This window comes from Lacihabitans sp. CS3-21 (assembly GCF_024343675.1).
Lineage (GTDB): Bacteria > Bacteroidota > Bacteroidia > Cytophagales > Spirosomataceae > Leadbetterella.
The window spans coordinates 14,143-34,272 of record NZ_RJUD01000102.1 but is presented as its reverse complement, the minus strand read 5'-3'; the positions used below and the strand labels follow the sequence as shown (position 1 = coordinate 34,272).

The 20,130-nt window shown below is 36.2% G+C and carries 18 protein-coding genes; 11 read left to right on the top strand and 7 right to left on the bottom strand.

What is annotated here, in order from left to right; translation table 11 throughout:
• Nucleotides 1–196: hypothetical protein (locus EGI24_RS17650; RefSeq protein ID WP_255049873.1), on the bottom strand; the 196-nt coding region annotated here is incomplete at its 3' end.
• A gap of 119 nt (nt 197–315) precedes the next feature.
• On the opposite strand from EGI24_RS17650, the gene EGI24_RS17645 reads away from it, so the two are divergent.
• From EGI24_RS17645 to EGI24_RS17625, 5 genes are all read left to right on the top strand, one after another.
• The gene (locus EGI24_RS17645) at nt 316–1,263 is read left to right on the top strand and encodes an alpha-E domain-containing protein (protein WP_255049872.1); all 948 of its coding nucleotides are present in this window, start codon (nt 316–318) and stop codon (nt 1,261–1,263) included.
• Nucleotides 1,264–1,324: 61 nt separating this feature from the next.
• Nucleotides 1,325–2,047 carry a peptidase gene (locus tag EGI24_RS17640; RefSeq protein WP_255049871.1) on the top strand — a complete coding sequence of 241 codons (723 nt, stop codon included), beginning with the start codon at nt 1,325–1,327 and terminating at the stop codon, nt 2,045–2,047.
• 1 nt (nt 2,048) lies between these two features.
• Nucleotides 2,049–2,897, top strand: a complete 849-nt coding sequence (locus tag EGI24_RS17635) for a transglutaminase family protein (protein WP_255049870.1) — start codon at nt 2,049–2,051, stop codon at nt 2,895–2,897.
• A gap of 158 nt (nt 2,898–3,055) precedes the next feature.
• The gene (gene glmM, locus EGI24_RS17630) at nt 3,056–4,453 is read left to right on the top strand and encodes a phosphoglucosamine mutase (protein WP_255049869.1); all 1,398 of its coding nucleotides are present in this window, start codon (nt 3,056–3,058) and stop codon (nt 4,451–4,453) included.
• A gap of 92 nt (nt 4,454–4,545) precedes the next feature.
• Entirely contained in the window at nt 4,546–5,520 is a 975-nt protein-coding gene (locus EGI24_RS17625; protein WP_255049867.1) for a glycosyltransferase, read from the top strand.
• A gap of 58 nt (nt 5,521–5,578) precedes the next feature.
• On the opposite strand, the gene lgt is transcribed toward EGI24_RS17625, so the two are convergent.
• Nucleotides 5,579–6,394: a prolipoprotein diacylglyceryl transferase gene (gene lgt / locus EGI24_RS17620; protein ID WP_255049866.1), complete on the bottom strand. Its 816-nt coding sequence runs from the start codon at nt 6,392–6,394 to the stop codon at nt 5,579–5,581.
• A gap of 227 nt (nt 6,395–6,621) precedes the next feature.
• Between lgt and argC the strand changes: the two genes are divergently transcribed.
• Nucleotides 6,622–7,590 (top strand): N-acetyl-gamma-glutamyl-phosphate reductase, encoded by a 969-nt coding sequence (gene argC, locus EGI24_RS17615; RefSeq protein WP_255049865.1) that lies wholly within the window; start codon nt 6,622–6,624, stop codon nt 7,588–7,590.
• A gap of 12 nt (nt 7,591–7,602) precedes the next feature.
• Nucleotides 7,603–8,724, top strand: coding sequence for an aspartate aminotransferase family protein (locus EGI24_RS17610; RefSeq protein ID WP_255049864.1), 1,122 nt, complete (start codon nt 7,603–7,605; stop codon nt 8,722–8,724).
• Nucleotides 8,725–8,748: 24 nt separating this feature from the next.
• Here EGI24_RS17610 and EGI24_RS17605 read toward each other — a convergent pair whose 3' ends face one another.
• Entirely contained in the window at nt 8,749–10,269 is a 1,521-nt protein-coding gene (locus EGI24_RS17605) for a BACON domain-containing protein (protein WP_255049186.1), read from the bottom strand.
• A gap of 142 nt (nt 10,270–10,411) precedes the next feature.
• On the bottom strand, nt 10,412–11,866 hold the full coding sequence (locus EGI24_RS17600) for an APC family permease (protein ID WP_255049863.1): 1,455 nt from the start codon (nt 11,864–11,866) through the stop codon (nt 10,412–10,414).
• Between the two features lie 178 nt (nt 11,867–12,044).
• On the opposite strand from EGI24_RS17600, the gene EGI24_RS17595 reads away from it, so the two are divergent.
• Complete coding sequence (locus EGI24_RS17595; RefSeq protein ID WP_255049862.1) at nt 12,045–13,229, top strand: PepSY-like domain-containing protein; 1,185 nt, start codon at nt 12,045–12,047, stop codon at nt 13,227–13,229.
• 140 nt (nt 13,230–13,369) lie between these two features.
• Complete coding sequence (locus EGI24_RS17590) at nt 13,370–13,933, top strand: YceI family protein (protein ID WP_255049860.1); 564 nt, start codon at nt 13,370–13,372, stop codon at nt 13,931–13,933.
• A gap of 71 nt (nt 13,934–14,004) precedes the next feature.
• On the opposite strand, the gene EGI24_RS17585 is transcribed toward EGI24_RS17590, so the two are convergent.
• From EGI24_RS17585 to EGI24_RS17575, 3 genes are all read right to left on the bottom strand, one after another.
• Nucleotides 14,005–15,294: an ATP-grasp domain-containing protein gene (locus EGI24_RS17585; RefSeq protein WP_255049859.1), complete on the bottom strand. Its 1,290-nt coding sequence runs from the start codon at nt 15,292–15,294 to the stop codon at nt 14,005–14,007.
• A 2-nt stretch (nt 15,295–15,296) separates the two neighbouring features.
• Nucleotides 15,297–16,010, bottom strand: coding sequence for a WbqC family protein (locus tag EGI24_RS17580; RefSeq protein ID WP_255049858.1), 714 nt, complete (start codon nt 16,008–16,010; stop codon nt 15,297–15,299).
• A 107-nt stretch (nt 16,011–16,117) separates the two neighbouring features.
• Entirely contained in the window at nt 16,118–17,389 is a 1,272-nt protein-coding gene (locus EGI24_RS17575) for a DUF349 domain-containing protein (RefSeq protein WP_255049857.1), read from the bottom strand.
• 144 nt (nt 17,390–17,533) lie between these two features.
• Between EGI24_RS17575 and ettA the strand changes: the two genes are divergently transcribed.
• Together ettA and EGI24_RS17565 are read left to right on the top strand one after the other, a co-directional pair.
• On the top strand, nt 17,534–19,198 hold the full coding sequence (ettA, locus tag EGI24_RS17570) for an energy-dependent translational throttle protein EttA (RefSeq protein ID WP_255049856.1): 1,665 nt from the start codon (nt 17,534–17,536) through the stop codon (nt 19,196–19,198).
• Nucleotides 19,199–19,200: 2 nt separating this feature from the next.
• On the top strand, nt 19,201–20,022 hold the full coding sequence (locus EGI24_RS17565) for an aminotransferase class IV (RefSeq protein WP_255049855.1): 822 nt from the start codon (nt 19,201–19,203) through the stop codon (nt 20,020–20,022).
• The last annotated feature ends 108 nt before the right edge of the window (nt 20,023–20,130 follow it).

The window sequence follows — 20,130 nt, the reverse complement described above, 5'->3', positions numbered from 1 at the left end:
TATATAGCGAGTCTTTTTTAAGGCTCGCTTTTTTTATGCTTTTTTTTAAAACTGCTAACAAAAATAGTCCACGAGTTGCCCTATTAGTCGGGATGCCGCCCCACTCCCCGTATTTAGTGAGTCTTATTAGACTCGATTTTTTTGTCTGAAATTCTGACTCTAAGTACTTTCTCTTCCCCAAAACAACGAAAACCATTTTTGAGACAAGAACAAATCCTGATTTAAGATTTTTTTATGAATTTATTCTAATAATTCCTTAAGCATTTGCAACTATTTAATATTTGGGTATATTTGGAATAAAAAAAACCAAAGAAAATGTTAAGTAGAGTTGCTAATTCCATCTATTGGATGAATCGTTACATCGAGCGAGTTGAAAATTACGCCCGTTTTGTAAGCGTTAACATCAATCTGTCTTATGATTTACCAGGAATGATTTCTGAGCATTGGGGCTTGTTGCTAGAAGCGACACATGATAAAGCCACCTATGATAAACTTTATTCAGAAGAAACTGAGGACAAAATTATTTACTTTATAACGTTCGACCCGAACAATCCGAATTCAATTTTCAATATCCTAGGCAATGCAAGAGAAAATGCGAGAACAGTAAAAGAGACTCTACCAAAAGAAATATGGGAACATTTGAATAGTTTTTATCTGAGTTTTAAGCAATTTTCAACCACCAGAAAACTTGATTTCGAAGAGTTACCTAATTTCTATGAAAATAGAAAGCAGCAGTGCCAACTTTTTGCTGGAATGATAGACGGTACTTTACTCAGAGATGAAGCCTATTATTTTGCCAGCATGGGCAAGTTTTTGGAAAGAGCTGACAAAACTTCCAGGTTTTTGGATATTGGTTATTTCAATTTCAAGTCAGTTTCAGATGTAAAAACAGCCAACCCTCAAGATTTACTGGTTTGGTCAGCCGTATTGAAATCCGTAAGTGCTTTTAATATGTATCGCCAACAATATAAAAGTCTAAAACAAGAAAATATCATTGAGTTTTTGATAAAAGACAGAGATTTTCCGAGGGCTATTTGCCACAGCATCAAAAAGGCTGAATATGCCATTTACAGAATTTCGGGTGCAAGGCCACAGGATAGCTATTCTAACGAAGCAGAAAAAGCTATCACTCAGCTCAAACACGATATTGATTTTACGGAAACAAATGAAATTATCAAATATGGACTACATAAATATTTGAATGATTTTCAAGTAAAAAATAACAACATAGACCAAGAAATATTTAAGGTGTATTTTGCCTAGTTTCGGGAATAAATAGACTGAAAATACTAAATTTGCATCGAATCAATATTACAACACCAAAATGACTTTTTGTTTAGGAGTAAAAACAGCCCAAGGATTAGTAGCCATATCAGACAGAAGAATAACATCAGGGAGTGAGGTTTCGAGCGAAAAAAAACTATCGGTTCATCAGGTAAAAAACCATTCTCTATTTATAATGACAGCCGGTTTGAGGTCTGTAAGAGACAAGGCCATTACTTACTTTCAGGAAGTTTTAGACAAAGAAGACAATAATTTTGACAAACTTTTTTTGGCAGTAAACGCCTTCGGGAATCAACTCAAAAGAGTAGCCCAAGAAGACAAAGAATCATTGGTAAATGCGGGGTTGAGGTTTAACCTCTCAGCGATAGTGGGTGGGCAGTTGCAAAACGACAAAGAACACAAGCTGTTTTTATTATATCCCGAAGGCAACTGGATAGAGGTTACAGAAGGTTCACAATTTATTATAATAGGAAACTCTGGCTATGGTAAACCGATCTTATACAGAAACATTAAATATTCGAGTCCTTTTGAGGAGGTATTAAAATTGGGATTCCTGGCTTTTGATTCTACAAGAGTGAGTGCCAACGATGTTGATTTCCCGATTGATGTTTTGATTTATGAGAAAGACAGCTTCAATATTGTGGAGCACACTTTTGAAAAACACGATTTAGAACACATCTCTTATCAGTGGAATGCATTGCTCAATAACTCCGTTCAAAAACTACCTATAGACTGGATAGATCCTTTACTTAGAAAAAAATAAAATGATTTTAGAGGTTGAGCATCAACTAAGCTATTCGTACACTGATTATGTGGGTCTTAATCCTCATTATTTTTTCTTAAGTCCTAAACCAACTCCCTATCAATACCTAATAAATCATGACCTCAGTATATTGCCCAAACCTGATTTGCTCAATAAAAACATTGATCAGGAAGGCAATATTCAGCATGTGTGTTTTATCAATCAAAGACTAAAAACCTTTGAGGTAAACTCCAAATTCAGTATAAAAACAGAAGATTTCAAAGGACTCAATTTCGTTTTCTTTCCGTTTGAATGTGCTAAAATCCCATTTAAGTATCCACAAAGAATGGCAAAATATGTCGAGTTTATCCTGAATAACAAGTCAATATCTGAGGATGTAAAAGATTTTGCTTTGGCTGTTGCAGAAAAAGCGAACTACGGAACCCTAGATTTTTTAATGGAGCTCACCACACAAATACACAAAAAGTTTCGTTATATCTCCAGAGAACGCGGTGACGCAGTGTTAGCAGAAGAAACCCTAAAAAGCCAAAGTGGTTCCTGCAGAGATTTTTCAGTATTTATGATGGATGTGTGTGCTTCAGTTGGAATACTGGCTCGATTTGTAAGTGGATATTTATACGGAAGCGAATTGCATCAGCACGACTTGCATGCTTGGGTGGAGGTACTGTTACCCGGTGGCGGGTGGCGAGGTTTTGACCCAACAGAAGGAAGGGTTGTGGATAAAAATTATGTTGCCTTAGCCGCATCTATTGAATCAATCGGACTTAGTCCAGTAAGAGGAACTTTTAGATCCATTGGTCATGTTGAATCTGTATTGAATGCCGAAGTTATTATTAAAGAAACAAAGTGATGGCTCTATTTGAGTTTAACATTATGTGTAATTTATTTTAAAAAGACGCTGAATGAATTTGTGAGCATGTATCAGGAAATTTTAATGGTAATTGCTAAAAATATAAGACCAAAAAACCAAAAACTAGTGTTAAATTTGAAACCTAATTTATATTCTGCGTGACGTTAATAAAATCTATATCTGGAATTAGAGGAACTATTGGAGGGAAAAGTGGCGAAAGTTTAACTCCTCTGGATGTTGTGAAATTTACGGCTGCTTTTGCAGCCACAATTATCAGCAAACCTGATGTAAACAAAAAAGTTGTGATTGGTAGAGATGCCCGTCCTTCTGGTAAAATGGTGTCTGACCTAGTGGTATCTACTTTGATTGGTATGGGTTTGGACGTTATAGACTTGGGCCTTTCCACAACCCCAACAGTTGAAATTGCCGTACCCCTAGAAGCCGCTGGAGGAGGAATTATACTTACTGCTAGTCATAATCCGATTCAGTGGAATGCCCTAAAACTTTTGAACGAAAAAGGAGAATTTATCTCAGGAAGTGACGGTGAAAAACTCCTTGAAATTGCCGAAAAAGAAGACTTTTCGTTTGCTGAAGTTAAGCAATTGGGCAAGTACCACTCAGATGATACCTATCTTCAAAAACACATTGACGCTATTTTGAACCTTTCTTCTGTAAATGTTGAAGCCATAAAAAGTGCCAATTTTAAGATAGTTGTAGATGCAGTAAATTCATCAGGAGGTTTTGCAGTACCTATGCTGCTCAAAGCACTGGGTGTAACAGAAATCAAAGAACTCAACTGTGAGCCTACGGGTATTTTTGCACATAATCCAGAGCCCCTTCCTGAAAACCTCAGGGAAATATCTGGTGAAATGAAAAAAGGCGACTACGATTTGGGTATCGTTGTAGACCCAGATGTAGACAGATTGGCCCTTATTTGTGAAGATGGCGAACCTTTTGGAGAGGAATACACGCTGGTGGCCGTTGCAGACTATATTTTGAGTATAAACAAAAAGCAGAAGAATACAACGGTCTCTAATTTATCATCTACGATGGCACTGAAAGACGTCACTGAAAAACACGGTGGAGAATATTTCTCTGCGGCTGTTGGTGAAGTAAATGTGGTAGAAAAAATGAAAGAGTCAGGATCTATAATAGGTGGTGAAGGCAACGGAGGCATTATATTCCCAGAGCTTCACTACGGAAGAGATGCTTTGGTAGGTATCGCATTATTCCTTACTCATTTGGCCAAATTCAACAAGCCCGTTGGTTTTTTAAGAAAAAAATATCCAAATTATTTTATTGCCAAAAAGAAAATCGAGCTTGATCAAGGTACCGATGTGGACTTGATTTTAGAGAAAATTCAGAAAAAATACATCAAATATAACCTCGATACGAGAGATGGGGTAAAAATACATTTTGATAAAGAATGGGTTCACCTTAGAAAATCTAATACAGAGCCTATCATCAGAATTTATGCTGAAAGCGAGTTTGAAACTAAGGCTGACAATCTTGCCGACAAAATTATTCAAGACATTAAAGAATTGATGACTGCCTAATTTTCAATAAAAATTAGAATTGTTTTCAATAAAATATTAAGTTTACAAAGAAGCAGGAAATTAACCTTCCTGTTTCTTTTTTTTAAGAAAGAATGCAGAAACAAAAGCCATTGGTGAGCGTACATTTGCTCACTTACAATCATGCCAAATTTATTGCTCAGTCGATAGAAAGTGTAGTAAATCAACAAACCAGCTTTCCGTTCGAAATAGTCATTGGCGACGACCACTCAACAGATGGAACCAGCCAAATTGTTGACCAATATGCTGCACAATACCCTGACCTCATAAAAGTAGTCAGAGGCAAAACAAACGGTGGCCCACAGCCAAACTCCATTAGAATTCTCGAGAACTCCCAAGGCAAATATATGGCTGCCCTTGAAGGCGACGACTATTGGATAGACCCGCTGAAGCTCCAGAAGCAAGCTGATTTTATGGAACAAAACCCAGACTTTGCCATTTGTTTTACCAACACACGAGTGGAGTTTTTTGAGAACAACGAAGAACCTTATTTGCTAAATTCCAATATAGGAAAAGACGTTTTTGAGCTGAAAGACTTGATAGCCGAAACAGAAGTTTGGTTTATGGGAACAGCTACTTTATTTTATACGATGTCCTCTATTTTTCCAGTACAACCGTGGTTTCATAAAACAAAAAGTGGTGATATACCTATGATCATGCTGGCAGCCAGACATGGAAAAATCAAATATTTGCCAGACGTCACTGCTGCATATAGAAGACACGCTGCGGGTGCAAGTAATACAGACCACAAAGACGACGCAAAGTTTTTAGAGAATAGGATTATGATGTACACCAATCTCGATAAAGATACGGGATATAAATTTCATGATAAGTTTAAAAGAAACTTGGGTGGGTGGTATTATTTATTGCTCAATTCTAAGCAGTATCGTGGGTTGTATTTCAAAAAATTGGGAATTGCAACCAAATATGTTTCTCTGATGTATCCCAAGATTCCTCATATGAAATTAGTGCTTAGAGACCATATAATTCCAACATGGGTGATGGAAGTAACTAGAAAAATTAGGAGAGCTTTGGGGATGATAAACTAGGCGATGATGAGTCTCAGATATAAAAGGGAGTGAGCAAATCGCTAACTCCCTTTTTGTTTTAAGCTATAGGTTTATCTCTGAGTGCCTTAAACATCACAAAAAGGCCAAAAAGGACTACTGGAATACTTAGTATTTGACCCATGTTTAGAGCCATAGTATCTTCAAATTTCTCTTGATTTTCTTTCAAAAACTCATAGAAAAATCTCAACCCGAAAATCCAAACGAAGAAAATACCTGTCAACAAACCTCTTGGTGTTTTTGCCTTCCAACGTTCATACAAAAAGAACAATATCACAAAAAGCACCAAACAACTGATAGATTCATACAATTGTGCTGGGTGACGTGGCACTTGAACAAATTCAAAATTTTGCTTAAATAATACTCCCCATGGCTTATCGGTGGCTTTCCCCACAATTTCGGAATTCATAAAATTACCAAATCTTATGAAGCACCCTCCCAAAGCACTCACTATAACCATGCGGTCGGTCAACCACAAATAATCATAGCTTGGATTTCTTTTCTTAAAAATTATTAAACCTATCAAAACACCAAATGCAGCTCCATGGCTCGCCAATCCCGAATACGGGGGAATGAGCATGTCCCATAGAAAAGCCAGTGGATTGTCTATAAAATGTCCGCCTTCATAAAATACATAGTGGCCGATTCTAGCTCCCAAAACGATTGAAAGTATCATGGTGAGCAATAGCTTATCTAAGTCTTTTTCGTCCCTGTTTTCCAACTTAAAAACTCTGGCAATAATCTGAAAGCCAAAGAGGAATCCCATGGCAAACAAAAGACCATACCAACGAATTTCGAAGGTTCCTATTTTGACAATAGTTGGCGAAACATCCCACACTATTTGGTTGATTAACATCTTTTGAATATTTGATTTTGAAAAGTAAAATTAACCCATATCCTCAAAACAAACTAAAATTATTAAATTTCTTAACAAGATTTAATTATTTTTGCAACGATAAGAAGCAAAATTGAGAATACTCCATTTCATATCGCCCCTTCGAAGACCTATTCGAAACACCCTCCGATGAGATTGTACTCGTCTGAAATATCCTTTTTTATCATTTTTTCAAAAAACTTATTTTAATGAACTCCATAAAAGTTGGAATCATAGGTGGAGCTGGCTACACAGGTGGTGAGCTACTAAGAATACTGATTAATCATCCATTGGCAGAGGTGGTTTTTGTAAATTCACAGAGTCAGGCGGGCAAACCTATATACAGTACCCACACTGATTTATTGGGTGATACTGAACTGCTTTTTACAGATAAACTACCATTTGAAGAAGTTAATGTTATCTTCCTATGTTCAGGACATGGACAATCGGCGAAATTTTTGGATGAAAACGCAGTTCCATCATCGGTAAAAATCATTGATTTAAGTACGGATTACAGAGACGAATCGTACGGTTTTGTGTACGGTTTGCCAGAATTAAATCGTGAAAGAATTAAATCCGCCAATAAAATCGCCAATCCAGGTTGTTTTGCCACCTCTATTCAGTTGGCATTGCTGCCTCTAGCTACAAATAACTTGCTAAATTCCGAAGTGCATGTAAGTGCTGTCACAGGCTCCACCGGTGCGGGGCAATCGCTAAGTGCTTCCACACATTTTAGTTGGCGAAGCAGTAATATTTCTATCTATAAGGCATTTACACATCAACACTTAGCCGAAATCAATCAAAGTTTAAAGCAACTTCAAACTGGATTTGAGAAAGAAATAAACTTCATCCCATACCGAGGAAACTTTACGAGAGGTATAATGGCCAATGTATATTTGGACTACGCAGGAACTTTAGAAAATGCTTTAGAGGTTTTTGAAAAATATTATGCAGAGCATCCTTTTTGTACGATTTCAAAAAGCCCAATAGATCTCAAGCAAGTTGTAAATACCAACAAGTGCATTTTAGAAATACAAAAACATGGCAATAAACTTTTGATTACTTCCATAATCGACAATTTGGTAAAAGGGGCTTCTGGTCAAGCCGTACAAAACATGAACCTTGCATTCGGCCTAGCTGAAAATACGGGGTTAAATTTAAAGAGTGTAGGATTCTAAAAATCAAGAACAATGAAATTATTTGACGTATATCCAATAAATAATATTGAACCCGTAAAGGCTTTGGGGAGCACCATTTGGGACGAAAAAGGGCAAGAATATTTAGACATGTATGGTGGACATGCCGTTATTTCAATCGGCCATTCGCACCCACATTATGTAAAAAAACTTACTAAACAGCTTAAAAACCTCGGTTTTTACTCCAATTCTGTAAAAATACCACTTCAAGACGAACTAGCTGATAAACTTGGAAAACTTTCTGGGCTGAAAGATTATAGCTTGTTTCTAGCAAATTCTGGAGCTGAAGCAAACGAGAATGCACTAAAACTAGCCTCTTTTCATAATGGAAGAACAAAAATTGTTGCTTTCACCAAAAGTTTTCATGGTAGAACATCTGCTGCTGTGGCGGTAACCGACAATCCCTCGATAAAAGCACCAATAAACTTTGCTGACCATGTAGTTTTTGTGCCTTTCAATGACGTAGAAGCGACAAAAAAAGAAATCGATAATGAAACTTGTGCCGTAATTGTGGAAGGGATTCAAGGAGTGGGCGGAATCCAAGTAGCCACGGAGGAATTCATGAAAGCTATCAGAACTTCCTGTGATAAAACTGGAGCCATATTTATACACGATTCTGTGCAGTGTGGCTATGGACGCTCAGGTAAATTTTTCACTTTCCAACACTATAAAATTAAGCCAGACATTGTAAGTATGGCCAAAGGAATGGGAAATGGCTTTCCAATTGGTGGAATTCTAATTTCACCAAAATTCCAGGCTAAACATGGATTATTAGGAACTACATTTGGAGGAAATCATCTTGCTTGTGCTGCAGCGATAGCGGTTTTGGATGTTATCAAAAAGGAAAAATTGGTAGAAAATGCTGCCAAAATCGGCACGTATCTTTTAACTGAATTAGCCAAACTTAAAAACGTTAAAGAGATCAGAGGCACTGGGCTTATGATAGGTATAGAACTTAAGGAATCTGTAGGTGAAATTAGAAATAAGTTACTTTATGAAGACCATATCTTCACAGGCGTAGCTGGTGCAAATACCATCCGACTATTGCCGAGTTTGGCACTTACCAAGGCTGAAGCAGATAGGTTTTTAGAGGCTTTAAGGAAATATGTAAACTAAAAGAAAGAGGCTCAAAAGCCTCTTTTATTTTGCCCTAATTCTACCTTGAGGATATCTGTTCATAAAACCGCAACCAATATTTACATTGGCAAAGCTACTTGAACTTGTGGCAGTAAACTTATTACCATTCACTAATACTGCCTGATCGAACGCCAATTGAAAGCAATTAGAGGCTGTCATGGTATTGTTTTTAAAACCAGCAATAACCTCCAAGTGTGTTTGATGACTAAATTTCTTTTTGGCGAAATTGCAGTTTAAAAAATTTATAGCACTATTATCACTAGAAACATTTACATCTATATAACAGTAGTCTCCCAGAAACTCACAATCCTGAATATTTACTTTTTTGGTACTGGCAAATTTTAAGCTGAAGAAATAAATATCTCTAAAACTTAAATTTTTCAAGGTTGATTCCAGATTTGATTTTAGGTCTAAAATACCAATAACACAATTATCGAAAAATACATGATGTATATTGGGCAAAGCTGTTCCAAATGATGACAATGAAACCTTTTCAAAATTTAAGGCCACTTTGGCATTTTTTATTAAAGCATAAGACACCTCCAAGTCATATTCAGACACTATCCCACCCCAATCTCCGTCAGTTGTGACCGTTTCGTTCGACCTGAATTCAATAATTTTGGATGATTCTCCATTAGCAACGAGTTTACCTAAAATATTGATTACCAATGGAGTCGGAAGTTTTTTAATTTTTATGATTGTACCAGGCTTAATAGTCAGTGAAAGCCCCTTAGGTACTGTTATATCCCCATTAAGATTTACATTTCCAGTCCATGTTTCATTTTTTGTTAATACATGGCCCTCAATGGTGCCTGTGATGGTATCGTCATAAATTCCAGAGATAGTTACCACGCTCGGCTTACCTAATACACCTAGTACTTTTGGTGTAATGGTCACTTTTGCCTCAAAGGGTCCCGCAGGCAGTGATGTAGGATCAATGCTAACCGCAATAGAGTCAGTAGAAGCTACATTTCCATTATTTTTACCCAATTTTACCCACGATTTGTCAGTAACTGCATCATAGCTCAAATTCTCAAGTCCTATCTTTTTAAAATTAATTTTGACTGACACCGCCTTTTTTATTGTGCCAAGTGAAATAGCATTTGTGTTAGTTTGGAGAATCGTTGGCACAAATTTACCTTTTACTTCAATCTGATAATCAGGAACTGGGACATCATTTACTGTTGACTTTACAGTTAAAGTAGCGTTATTGTCAGCTTCTATTAAATCTTTGGCTAATAAATCTACATGAAACTTAACTGTATCTGCTAAAAAACTTAGTGAACCATCTTTAGAATCAAGTACTAGCCAATTCTTATTTGAAGTAATCGTATACTTAATAACGCCAATGCCGTCTTTTTTTAGTCTAAAATGTCCTTTCGAACTTGATTTTATATCACCAAGATCGACTTGATTTTTTGAAACCACCAATTTGGGATTAGGAATTGGAAGAGGAGCAGGTACCGGTTCCTCACAGGAAATAAAAAGAATCAGAAAAGTAAAATAAAGACCGAGTTTTTTCAAAACTAACTATATTAAAATTCAAAATTAAGGCTTAAATCCAAATAAAAGAACCTATTCATCGATTGTTTTAGTCAAAACCACAGATAAATAGGCTCTTAAACGTTCAAGTTGTCAGTGATTCAATGACAATTGTTAAGTAATATCACTCAACTTTTTTGTTAATTTTCGAAAAAATATAGTACACCGGAACCCCGATAGCAACTATGAATATCCCAGGAATAGTAAATTGTGGTTTTTCAAAAAACAATATAATTACCAGAGAAATTGAAAGAAAAACATACAATGCTGGCAAAACTGGAAACAATGGAGCCTTTACAGGTCTTTCAAGACTTGGTTCTTTTTTTCTAAGAATAAAAATTCCGAAAATAGTAAAGGCATAAAACAAGATTACTACACCCATCAAATAATCGAGCAAATCGCCATACTTACCCGTAAAACAAAGGAAACAAGCCCAGAAACACTGCCACCATAGAGCATTTTGAGGCACTCCATTGACATTTAATTTTCCAAAACTTTTGAAAAACAAACCATCTTTTGCCATTGTATAATATACCCTCGCTCCTGAGAGAATTAGACCATTATTACATCCAAAAGTCGAAATCATAATCAAAATAGCCACAAAAATGGCAAATTTGGCACCTCCAATAATAATCGCAGTTGCTGCTGCCACTCTATCTTCTGAAGCAAATTGAATACCTCTCGCCATCACATCGACGCCGTTTGGGTCGCCCTTTAAAGGCAGAATACTCAAATAAGATAAATTCATCAGAAAATAAAGAACAGTCACTAATATGGTTCCGATGGCCATTCCTCTAGGGATGGTTTTCTTGGGATTAACCACCTCATCTCCAGCAAAAGTAAGTCCGTTCCAAGCATCTGATGAAAATAGTGTACCAACCTGTGTAACACCTAAGGCCACTATAATGCCTAGAAAAGACAAATTGGTAACATTCAAAACCCCATCTATAGACTCTGACTTACTGGGCGTAAACATATCTCCAAAATTCATAGAAATGACATCCGCATTGGCCCCAAGAGTAAAACCAAGAACAATCAGCAATCCTATGGCCACCAATTTTGTACTGCTAAAAATATTCTGAATTATTTTACCATAGTTTACGCCATTGGTGTTTGCCCACGTCAATAATATAATACTAAGAATGGCCAAGACTCGCTGTGAAGTTATTTTAAAAGAAGTATCGCCCAAAGCCATCCAAACATCTGTATCATTAATGACCGATGGAAACAAAACCCCAGTATATTTTGCAAAAGCCACCGCTACTGCTGCTATGGTACCCGTTTGTATAACCGCAAAAAACGACCATCCATATAAAAATGCCAATAACTTTCCATAGGCCTTTTGTAAATAAACGTATTGTCCACCAGCTTGTGGATACATGGACGTAAGCTCGCCATAACATAAGGCTCCTGTCATGGTTAAAACTCCTGCTAAAACCCATGAACACAAAAGCCAACCAGCAGAGCCAGTTTGTCTTGCCACATCGGCACTTACCACAAAAATTCCTGAACCTATCATTGATCCGGAAACCAACATTACGGCATCAAACAGTTTAATCTCTCTCTTAAATCCAGACATACAATTTCTATTAGGGTTATTATTTTTAGTTTGTTTAAAAACTTTACAAATAAAGCAAAAAAAAGACATAAAAACCGCTAAAGTTTTCAATGCAAAAAAATCATATGTAAAGCACTGTTGGCTAGATTTTTGCTAGAAATTAATGGTCAAAATCGAGTGAAAAAACAATTACAATAAAATGAAAAACCTAAAATTAATTTTTGGTTTAGGGGCAATAGCATTGGCCTCTAACCTCATGTCATGCGAACAGGATAATCTGGCATCTGCTGAATATTCTCAAAAAGAAAATGCTATAATCGTTGAACCGGGAGAAATCAAACTTAAGTTGGTAGATTTACCAAATGCAATCAAAGGATATTTAGAATCGAATTATAAAGGTTTCGTTTTTTTAGAAGCAAAAAAAATAACGTCCACAGCGGGTGCAAATGTTTATATGGTTAAGTTCCTATTAAAATTTGTACCTTATGAAATAAAATTTGATGCCGAGGGAAAAGTATTATCACAAAAAAAAGGCGGTATTCCAGAACAGATAATCAAAGAAAGTGAATTGTTAAGCACTATAAGTACTTATCTAAAAGCCAATTATAGTGGATACAAGTTTATATCGGCAAAAAAGTATGAGGTTGACAAAAAAGCATATTTTGAGGTAAAAATAAAGAATAGCAATGGCGGAAACGTAGAGCTAAAATTTGATTCCGACGGAAAAATTCTAATGACTAACGCCGAAGGCCAAACTACCGCTTCATTAAAAGAATCTGAGTTATTACCCAATATTATTTCCTATTTGAAATCAAAATATACAGCATACACGTTTATTTCAGCAAAAAAGGTTTCTAAAAATGGAGTGATTTATTATGAATTAAAAGTCAAGTCGGGAAACAATACTTTTGAAATCAAATTCAATGCAAACGGTGCTGTTGTTGAAAGTTCGGATCAAAGTGTTAAGAGTTCTCCAATAACCTCAACCTCAATGCCTGGCTCTGTTCAAGAATATTTAAAGGCCAACTACGCTGGGTACACCTTTATTTCAGGTGAAAAATCTGAAAAAGCCACAGGTACATTTATCAATATTAAAATTAAACTAAATAATATCACCTATGAACTGAAATTTGATGGAAACGGCATTTTTCAAAGTGCCTCAGGTAGCAATAAAACTTCTGAAGTAAAAATAGTTTTAACTGATTTGCCGTCAACTGCAAGCAGCTATTTAAAAACAACTTTCACTCAAATGGTATTTATATCCGGCACAAAAGTTACGAAAAATGAGTCTATTACTTATGTCATAAAAATCAAATCAGGTCAAAAAGAGTATACGGTTATTTTTGACAGTAGCGGCAAAATGATATCTAACAAACGATCATAAGAAAACAAAACATGTATATAATTTACAGGGTCAAGAGTAATTCTTGACCCTTTTTTTTGTAAAAACTTTAGAAGAAGTGAACTTTATAAAATTAATATATGTATATACATTATATGTTAAAACTTAAAACAAATTCTCAAATGAAAAAAGCATTTTTATCTTTAGTCGCTGGACTAGTATCATTGGCGACGTTCGCACAAACATGGTCATTAGACAAGGCTCATTCCAATGTTGGATTCACTATCACCCACATGATGATTTCTGACGTTGACGGTAGCTTCAAATCGTATGATGCAAAATTAACATCTTCAAAAGTAGATTTTTCTGATGCAGTTTTCGAATTCACTGCGGAAGTTGGTAGTATCAACACTGGCAACGACATGAGAGATGGGCACCTTAAAAGCCCTGATTTCTTCGATGCAGCTAAGTTTTCAGCGGTGACTTTCAAAAGCACTAAAATCAAAAAAGGAAAAGGTCAGAATTATACGATTTCTGGAAACTTAACTATACACGGGGTAACAAAGCCATTGGTTTTGGCGGCTGTTATAAAAGGACCTGTTGAAAACCCAAGAAGCAAAAAACAAATGATGGGAATTACAGCTTCTGGAAAAGTTAATCGTATTGCTTTCGGAGTGGGAACTTCGGGTGCTACATTGAGCGACGACGTAACCATCAAAGTATCAGGAGAGTTCACAAAAGACTGATATGCAAATATCAACAATAAAAAAGGTGAGCCAACGCTCACCTTTTTTTATACCTTCCAAACTATAATTTTTTATTCTTTCCAATCTATCAATGTGGATAGTGCGTCAACATCAAAAACTGGAATATTCAAATGCTTCTTTACAGCAAGTCTTTCACCATATGCATTATCAATAAATATCACACGCTCAGTCTCGGCAATAAATTTGTATTTCTCTTCTTCCATTTTAAGATGAATAATTTCATCAAAAATTCCTTTATGAATTGCTAGATTTTCTAGCGTTTGGAAAATATCAGATTTGTGTTTAGTAATCAATTTTAATTTTCTTCCTTTTGCTTTTTGATGATACAAAAACATCATTACATTGGCGTTTACTTTGTCGTTTTTGGTAATCGTATCATCAAAATCGATATAGATGGTATCGTATTCCAAATAGGCAATATATCTACTCAAGAGTGCTCTTTCTCCTTCAAGTACATAATCATTTGAAAAAACTTGCACGTCATAATCCAAATAATCATACACCGTAAGCATAGGGAAGTTTACTCCTAAGCCTCTAAAGACGTTCATGTTGCCAGCAATTTTATTAGACGCTTCAAGCAGTTTATAATTGCCATCTGCATCACGTTTTAATTGGAAATACCATGAGCCACGAATGCCAATCTGGTCAGAAACAATTTTACCAATGGCTTTTATCTCATCTGTAGCCTCTACGGTAATGCTATTTACACAAACACCATCAAAAACTCTCTTCCTTATTCTTGGCCCAACAAACTGTAGATTTCCATGCCTGTCTGTAAAACAATCAATCGTTAGTTCTTCCCCCGGTAAAAACTCTGTAATTACATAATTTTCAGGATCTTTCAATTCGTCAAATTGTTTTCTATCACGCAGAATAAAGGCTCCTTTGCTTCCCTGCCCTTCATCGAGTTTTACATAAACTGGATATTCTTCCACCTCAGAAATAGATTGAAAAACAGTAGGGCAGAAATCAAAATCCCTGAATAAATCATAAATTTTCTTTTTGCTACGACAAATTTCGGCTTGTTTGAGGCCAGGAACTGCAATTTTTGTATTTATTTTATCTGCATTCTTGGCCATAAACACCAAAACAGTATCGTGGGTGGGCATTATAAGGTCTATAGACTCCTTTGCTATGAGTATATTTAACTCCTCAATAAAGTTTGGCTCAGAAATATTTGGAAATCCACCATAATAATTCTGATACACCATTCTACCATGATCCTCCCTACCAGAAGCTCCAACCAGCCTAAAATTCATTACGTCTTTTAAAGCTATATGGATTTCTAAGGCACTTTCTGCACCACACGGAAATACCAAAACATTGGTTTTCTTATTCATATTCAATTTCTAATTACATCAAATTCATTCAACCAAAGTTTTATTTGGTCTTTACTATTAAACATCATCAAGTCTAAAATCGACAACCAAGGCACAAAGCTTTCAGTAAATTGCTGATAAACAATCGGCTTTGATTTTATAAAACTCAATTCTAGATTATTATTCTCAAAATTGGTACTATTGTAGAGTTCAAGGCCACCAATTGGATTGACATAATGGGTAGCACTTATCACCTTACATAACGCCAATACTTTTGATTCACCACGCAGAGTTTCATGATCGATAGCCAAGCTAGAAGAAATGGTGAAAGCAGTTTTTATCTCAAGCCAGAAACAAAGTATTTTCAGAGAATTAAATGAGAACTCAAAAAGGTTGGTATTTTTAAAACTAAAAATTTCCTCAATGAGAGGAAAAGCCACCTCAAAAAATGGAGCTTTGCGGTAATTTTCTTTAATCTTTCTTAAAATCTTATCTTTTTCGGACTCCCAGCCTTCACTTAAAAACCTATCTCTAACATCCAAATAGTCTGAATCTTTTTTTAGAGGAAGCGTAAAATACTCATCTTTGCCATTCTGAAGGAATCTATTCCTATGAAACCATCCTTTCTTAGAAAACTGAATATTATCATAAATAATGAACTCATCAACAGCATTAATCAACTGAAAATAACCAATATAAGGCAAAAAATACGGTTGCATGACGGCAACTCTTTTCATACTTACTCTAATTTATTCTCTTTTGGCAATAAACAGCCAACCTTAAAAACAAAAAGTGATAGAATTGAAGAATTCAAATCTACCACTTTATTAATCAATATCTCGAATTATAACATTGCGACCTTCTGTCTCAACTCTTCCAAAATCACTTCTTTCATAAGAAGTTTTCTTTTCTGAGTCTTCAGGTTTGACTGCATCATTTGATCCATTTCATAACCTGAACTCTGTCCATCATAACTGTGAATCAAATCTTCCAAATCAGTTCTTGCACGCTTCACAATATTTTCCATTTCTCTGTATTTCGTGAGGTCTTTTTGCTTATCACTCAAAAAATTGAAAGTTGGATACTTACGGGCAATTACTTTAAACAAGTAACTTAATTCAAATATTTTATCACAAGCAGCCCTGAATCGCTCAGCCACATTTCTGTCGGCCAAATGAGCAGGAACTCTGATGGTTTTCCATTCATTTAATAGATACTTGGCTCTATTTGTGGCAGAAATCATATCTTCCGATTCAGCAAGTTTCTCAACTTCCTTCACCATCTTCATTTGAGCCTCAATTCTAGGGTCAACTCTGCGTTTTGGCACTATACCTTTAGACCTGCAATATCTATCATAGAAAAGCGAAGTAGGTTTCTTGAAGTTTTTGTAAAGTACTTTTAATACTTTAGGTGGAATATCTCCAATGATTTTCCACTCGGTCTGCATGTTTTTCAGATCCAAAAACGCCTCGTCCCAATCGGTTCGGTTTTGTAGCTCTTCGCCTTTCCTGATAAGTTCGTTGTATTTGAAGATTCTTTCATCGATAATTCGATTTTGCTCTTCAAAAAATACTTTACGAGCTTGGTAGAAAGTATCCAAAATAGATTTGAAATCCTCTTCTATTTTATCATTAAGTTCTTTCTCAACTGGTCCAGTTCTAATCCACTTAGTTCTTATTTCTTGCAGAATATCAGCAGTGTCTTTCCAATCCTCACTGTGCTCATAAGGTCTGGCTTCTTCTATCAGAGCTCTTTTAATTTCGAGGTTAGAAGACTGATTATCTCCAATTAAAGATGTGAGACTAGCTTCCAAAACATCTAGCTTCTCCAGTAAAGGAATAAAATTCCCTATTCCGTCAAAGTTCAATAGTCTTTTACGAAGTTGAATAAGTTTAGTAAGGTAAGAACCTTTGTTTTGGGCCTCTTCGATTTCTGTCTCGAGTTGATTTACCTTAGATACGGCTATGTCGTATCGATTAACGAAGTACTGAAAAGCTTCCTCTTCTGTTCTTTTAACTTCTCCAATCTGTCGGTCGGGCATACCCATATACCCTTTTAAAAATACCTTACTATCAAGGATGTAAGCGTATTCGTTTTCTAATGTAACGCCTTTCATAATTTAAGGAGTGGCTACTTTTTGTTTTGTAAAAATGGTTTTAAAAATGTAAAAATCGCAGTTTTTTTGCATATTACAAAGTAAGGTAACGATATTTGTGTAAAAAATTAATATTGCAGTTTTAATATTTACTAAAAATTTGATATGAGTGAGCAAATAATCTTTTCGATGGCCGGTGTGAGCAAGATCATTCCACCCCAAAGACAAGTATTAAAAAATATATATCTTTCGTTTTTTTATGGTGCCAAAATTGGCGTTTTGGGTCTGAATGGATCGGGTAAATCGACGCTTCTGAGAGTAATTGCGGGCATAGACAAAAACATCAATGGCGAAGTGGTTTTTTCACCAGGTTATTCGGTAGGAATGCTGGAACAAGAGCCGCAACTTGACCCCAACAAAACGGTGAAAGAAATTGTAGAAGAAGGCGTACAAGAAATTGTAAATCTTCTCAAAGAATTTGACGAAATAAATGAAGCTTTTGCTGATCCAGATGCAGATTTTGACAAGCTAATGGAACGCCAAGGCGATGTGCAAGAAAAACTCGATGCAGCTGACGCTTGGGAGCTTGACAGCCGCTTGGAAAGAGCCATGGATGCACTTCGTTGTCCACCGAGCGAGGCTAAGATTAGCACACTATCTGGAGGTGAAAAAAGACGAGTTGCATTGTGCCGATTACTCTTACAACAGCCTGATGTACTGCTACTTGATGAACCAACCAACCACTTGGATGCCGAGTCAGTATTGTGGCTAGAGCAATACCTTAACCAATACAAAGGAACCGTTATTGCCGTAACCCACGATAGGTATTTTTTGGACAATGTAGCAGGTTGGATTTTAGAACTAGACCGTGGTGAAGGTATCCCTTGGAAGGGTAATTATTCGTCGTGGCTGGAGCAAAAACAGAACAGATTGGCTCAAGAAGAAAAGTCGCAATCAAAGAGGCAAAAATCTTTGGAACGAGAACTTGAGTGGGTAAAAATGAGTCCGAAAGGCAGGTCTGCAAAAGGTAAAGCAAGGTTGAATGCTTACGATAATTTGTTGAACCAAGACGTAAAGGAGAAAGAAGAAAAACTTGAGTTGTTTATACCACCAGGACCAAGGCTGGGTAACAAAGTAATTGAAGCAACAGGCATAAAAATGGGCTTTGAAGACAGGTTGCTTTATGAAAATTTAAACTTCTCATTGCCTCCTGCTGGAATTGTCGGAATTATTGGACCGAACGGTGCAGGTAAAACTACGCTTTTCAAGCTCATTACAGGTCAATTAAAACCATTAGAGGGTACTTTTGACGTGGGTGATACTGTAAAATTGGCCTATGTTGATCAAGAACACGATCAATTAGATGCTAATAAAACAGTTTATGAGTTAATTTCTGGTGGAAACGACTGGATAATGTTGGGCAACAAGCAAGTGAACGCCCGAGCTTATGTGAGTAAATTTAACTTTGGAGGTTCAGACCAAGAAAAGAAAATTGGTATACTTTCTGGAGGTGAAAGAAACAGAGTTCACCTGGCCATGATGCTCAAAGAAGGTGGTAATCTTTTGCTTTTAGATGAACCTACCAATGACTTGGATATCAATACCTTAAGAGCCTTAGAAGAGGCACTTGAAAACTTTGCAGGCTGTGCAGTAGTCATCTCTCACGATAGGTGGTTCTTAGACAGAATCGCTACACACATTTTGGCTTTTGAGGGTGACTCCAACGTGGTTTGGTTTGAAGGAAACTTCTCAGAATATGAAGAAAACCACCGCAAACGCATGGGCAATGACCTCACTCCTAAAAGAATTAAGTACCGTAAACTTCAATAACAATGCACCACTGTTGGTTTAATGGAAAAATAACCGAGGCAAACGCCACGCAAATAAACATCAACGACCTTGGCCTGATGCGAGGCTATGGGCTGTTTGATTATTTCAGAACTTACAACCAAAAACCGTTTCAGTGGGACTGGTATTGGGAACGCTACGAACGCTCCGCCAAATTGCTAAAAATACCGAATCCAATTTCCAAAGAAGAAGCAAATGAAGTAGTTCTTTCTTTGATAAAATTGCACGGTGAGGGAGAGGTGGCCATAAGATTTTTGTTGACTGGTGGTTATACTTTTGACTCTGTGACTTCCGCCAAACCCAATCTGATGATTATTTCTGAGTCATTACATTTTTCTTCACCAAAAGACTATGAAACGGGAATAAAAGTAATGTCTTACGAGTATGTAAGAGACTTGCCGACTATAAAAAGCATTGACTATAAGCACTATATGATTCTGCAAAGTGAGCTAAAAGCTAACAGTGCGGCCGATGTGTTATTTCACAAAAACGGTGAAATCAGTGAGCTCAGCCGCAGCAATGTTTTTATAGTAAATGGCAATAAACTCATTACGCCAGATAAAAACATTTTGGAAGGAATTACCCGTAAAACTGTTTTGGAATTAGCCAAAAATGATTTTGAGATAGAGCTACGTTCAGTAGGTTTTCAAGAAACCCTCGATGCTGAGGAAGTTTTTACTACAAGCACTACTAAGCGTGTTTTGCCGATTTCTAAAATCGATGAGAACATCATTGGAAACGGTGCTATTGGGCCTAAAACGAAGTTTTTGTTGGATAAAATCAATAGTTTGGTAGAGAACTGGTAAATAGCCAAACATCATTCTTCTTTTTATAACAATTTTCTAAAAAAGACCTTTTTGTATTTTTCAAAATACACTTTTATATACTTTTTGTATTTTATAAAATACATTTTT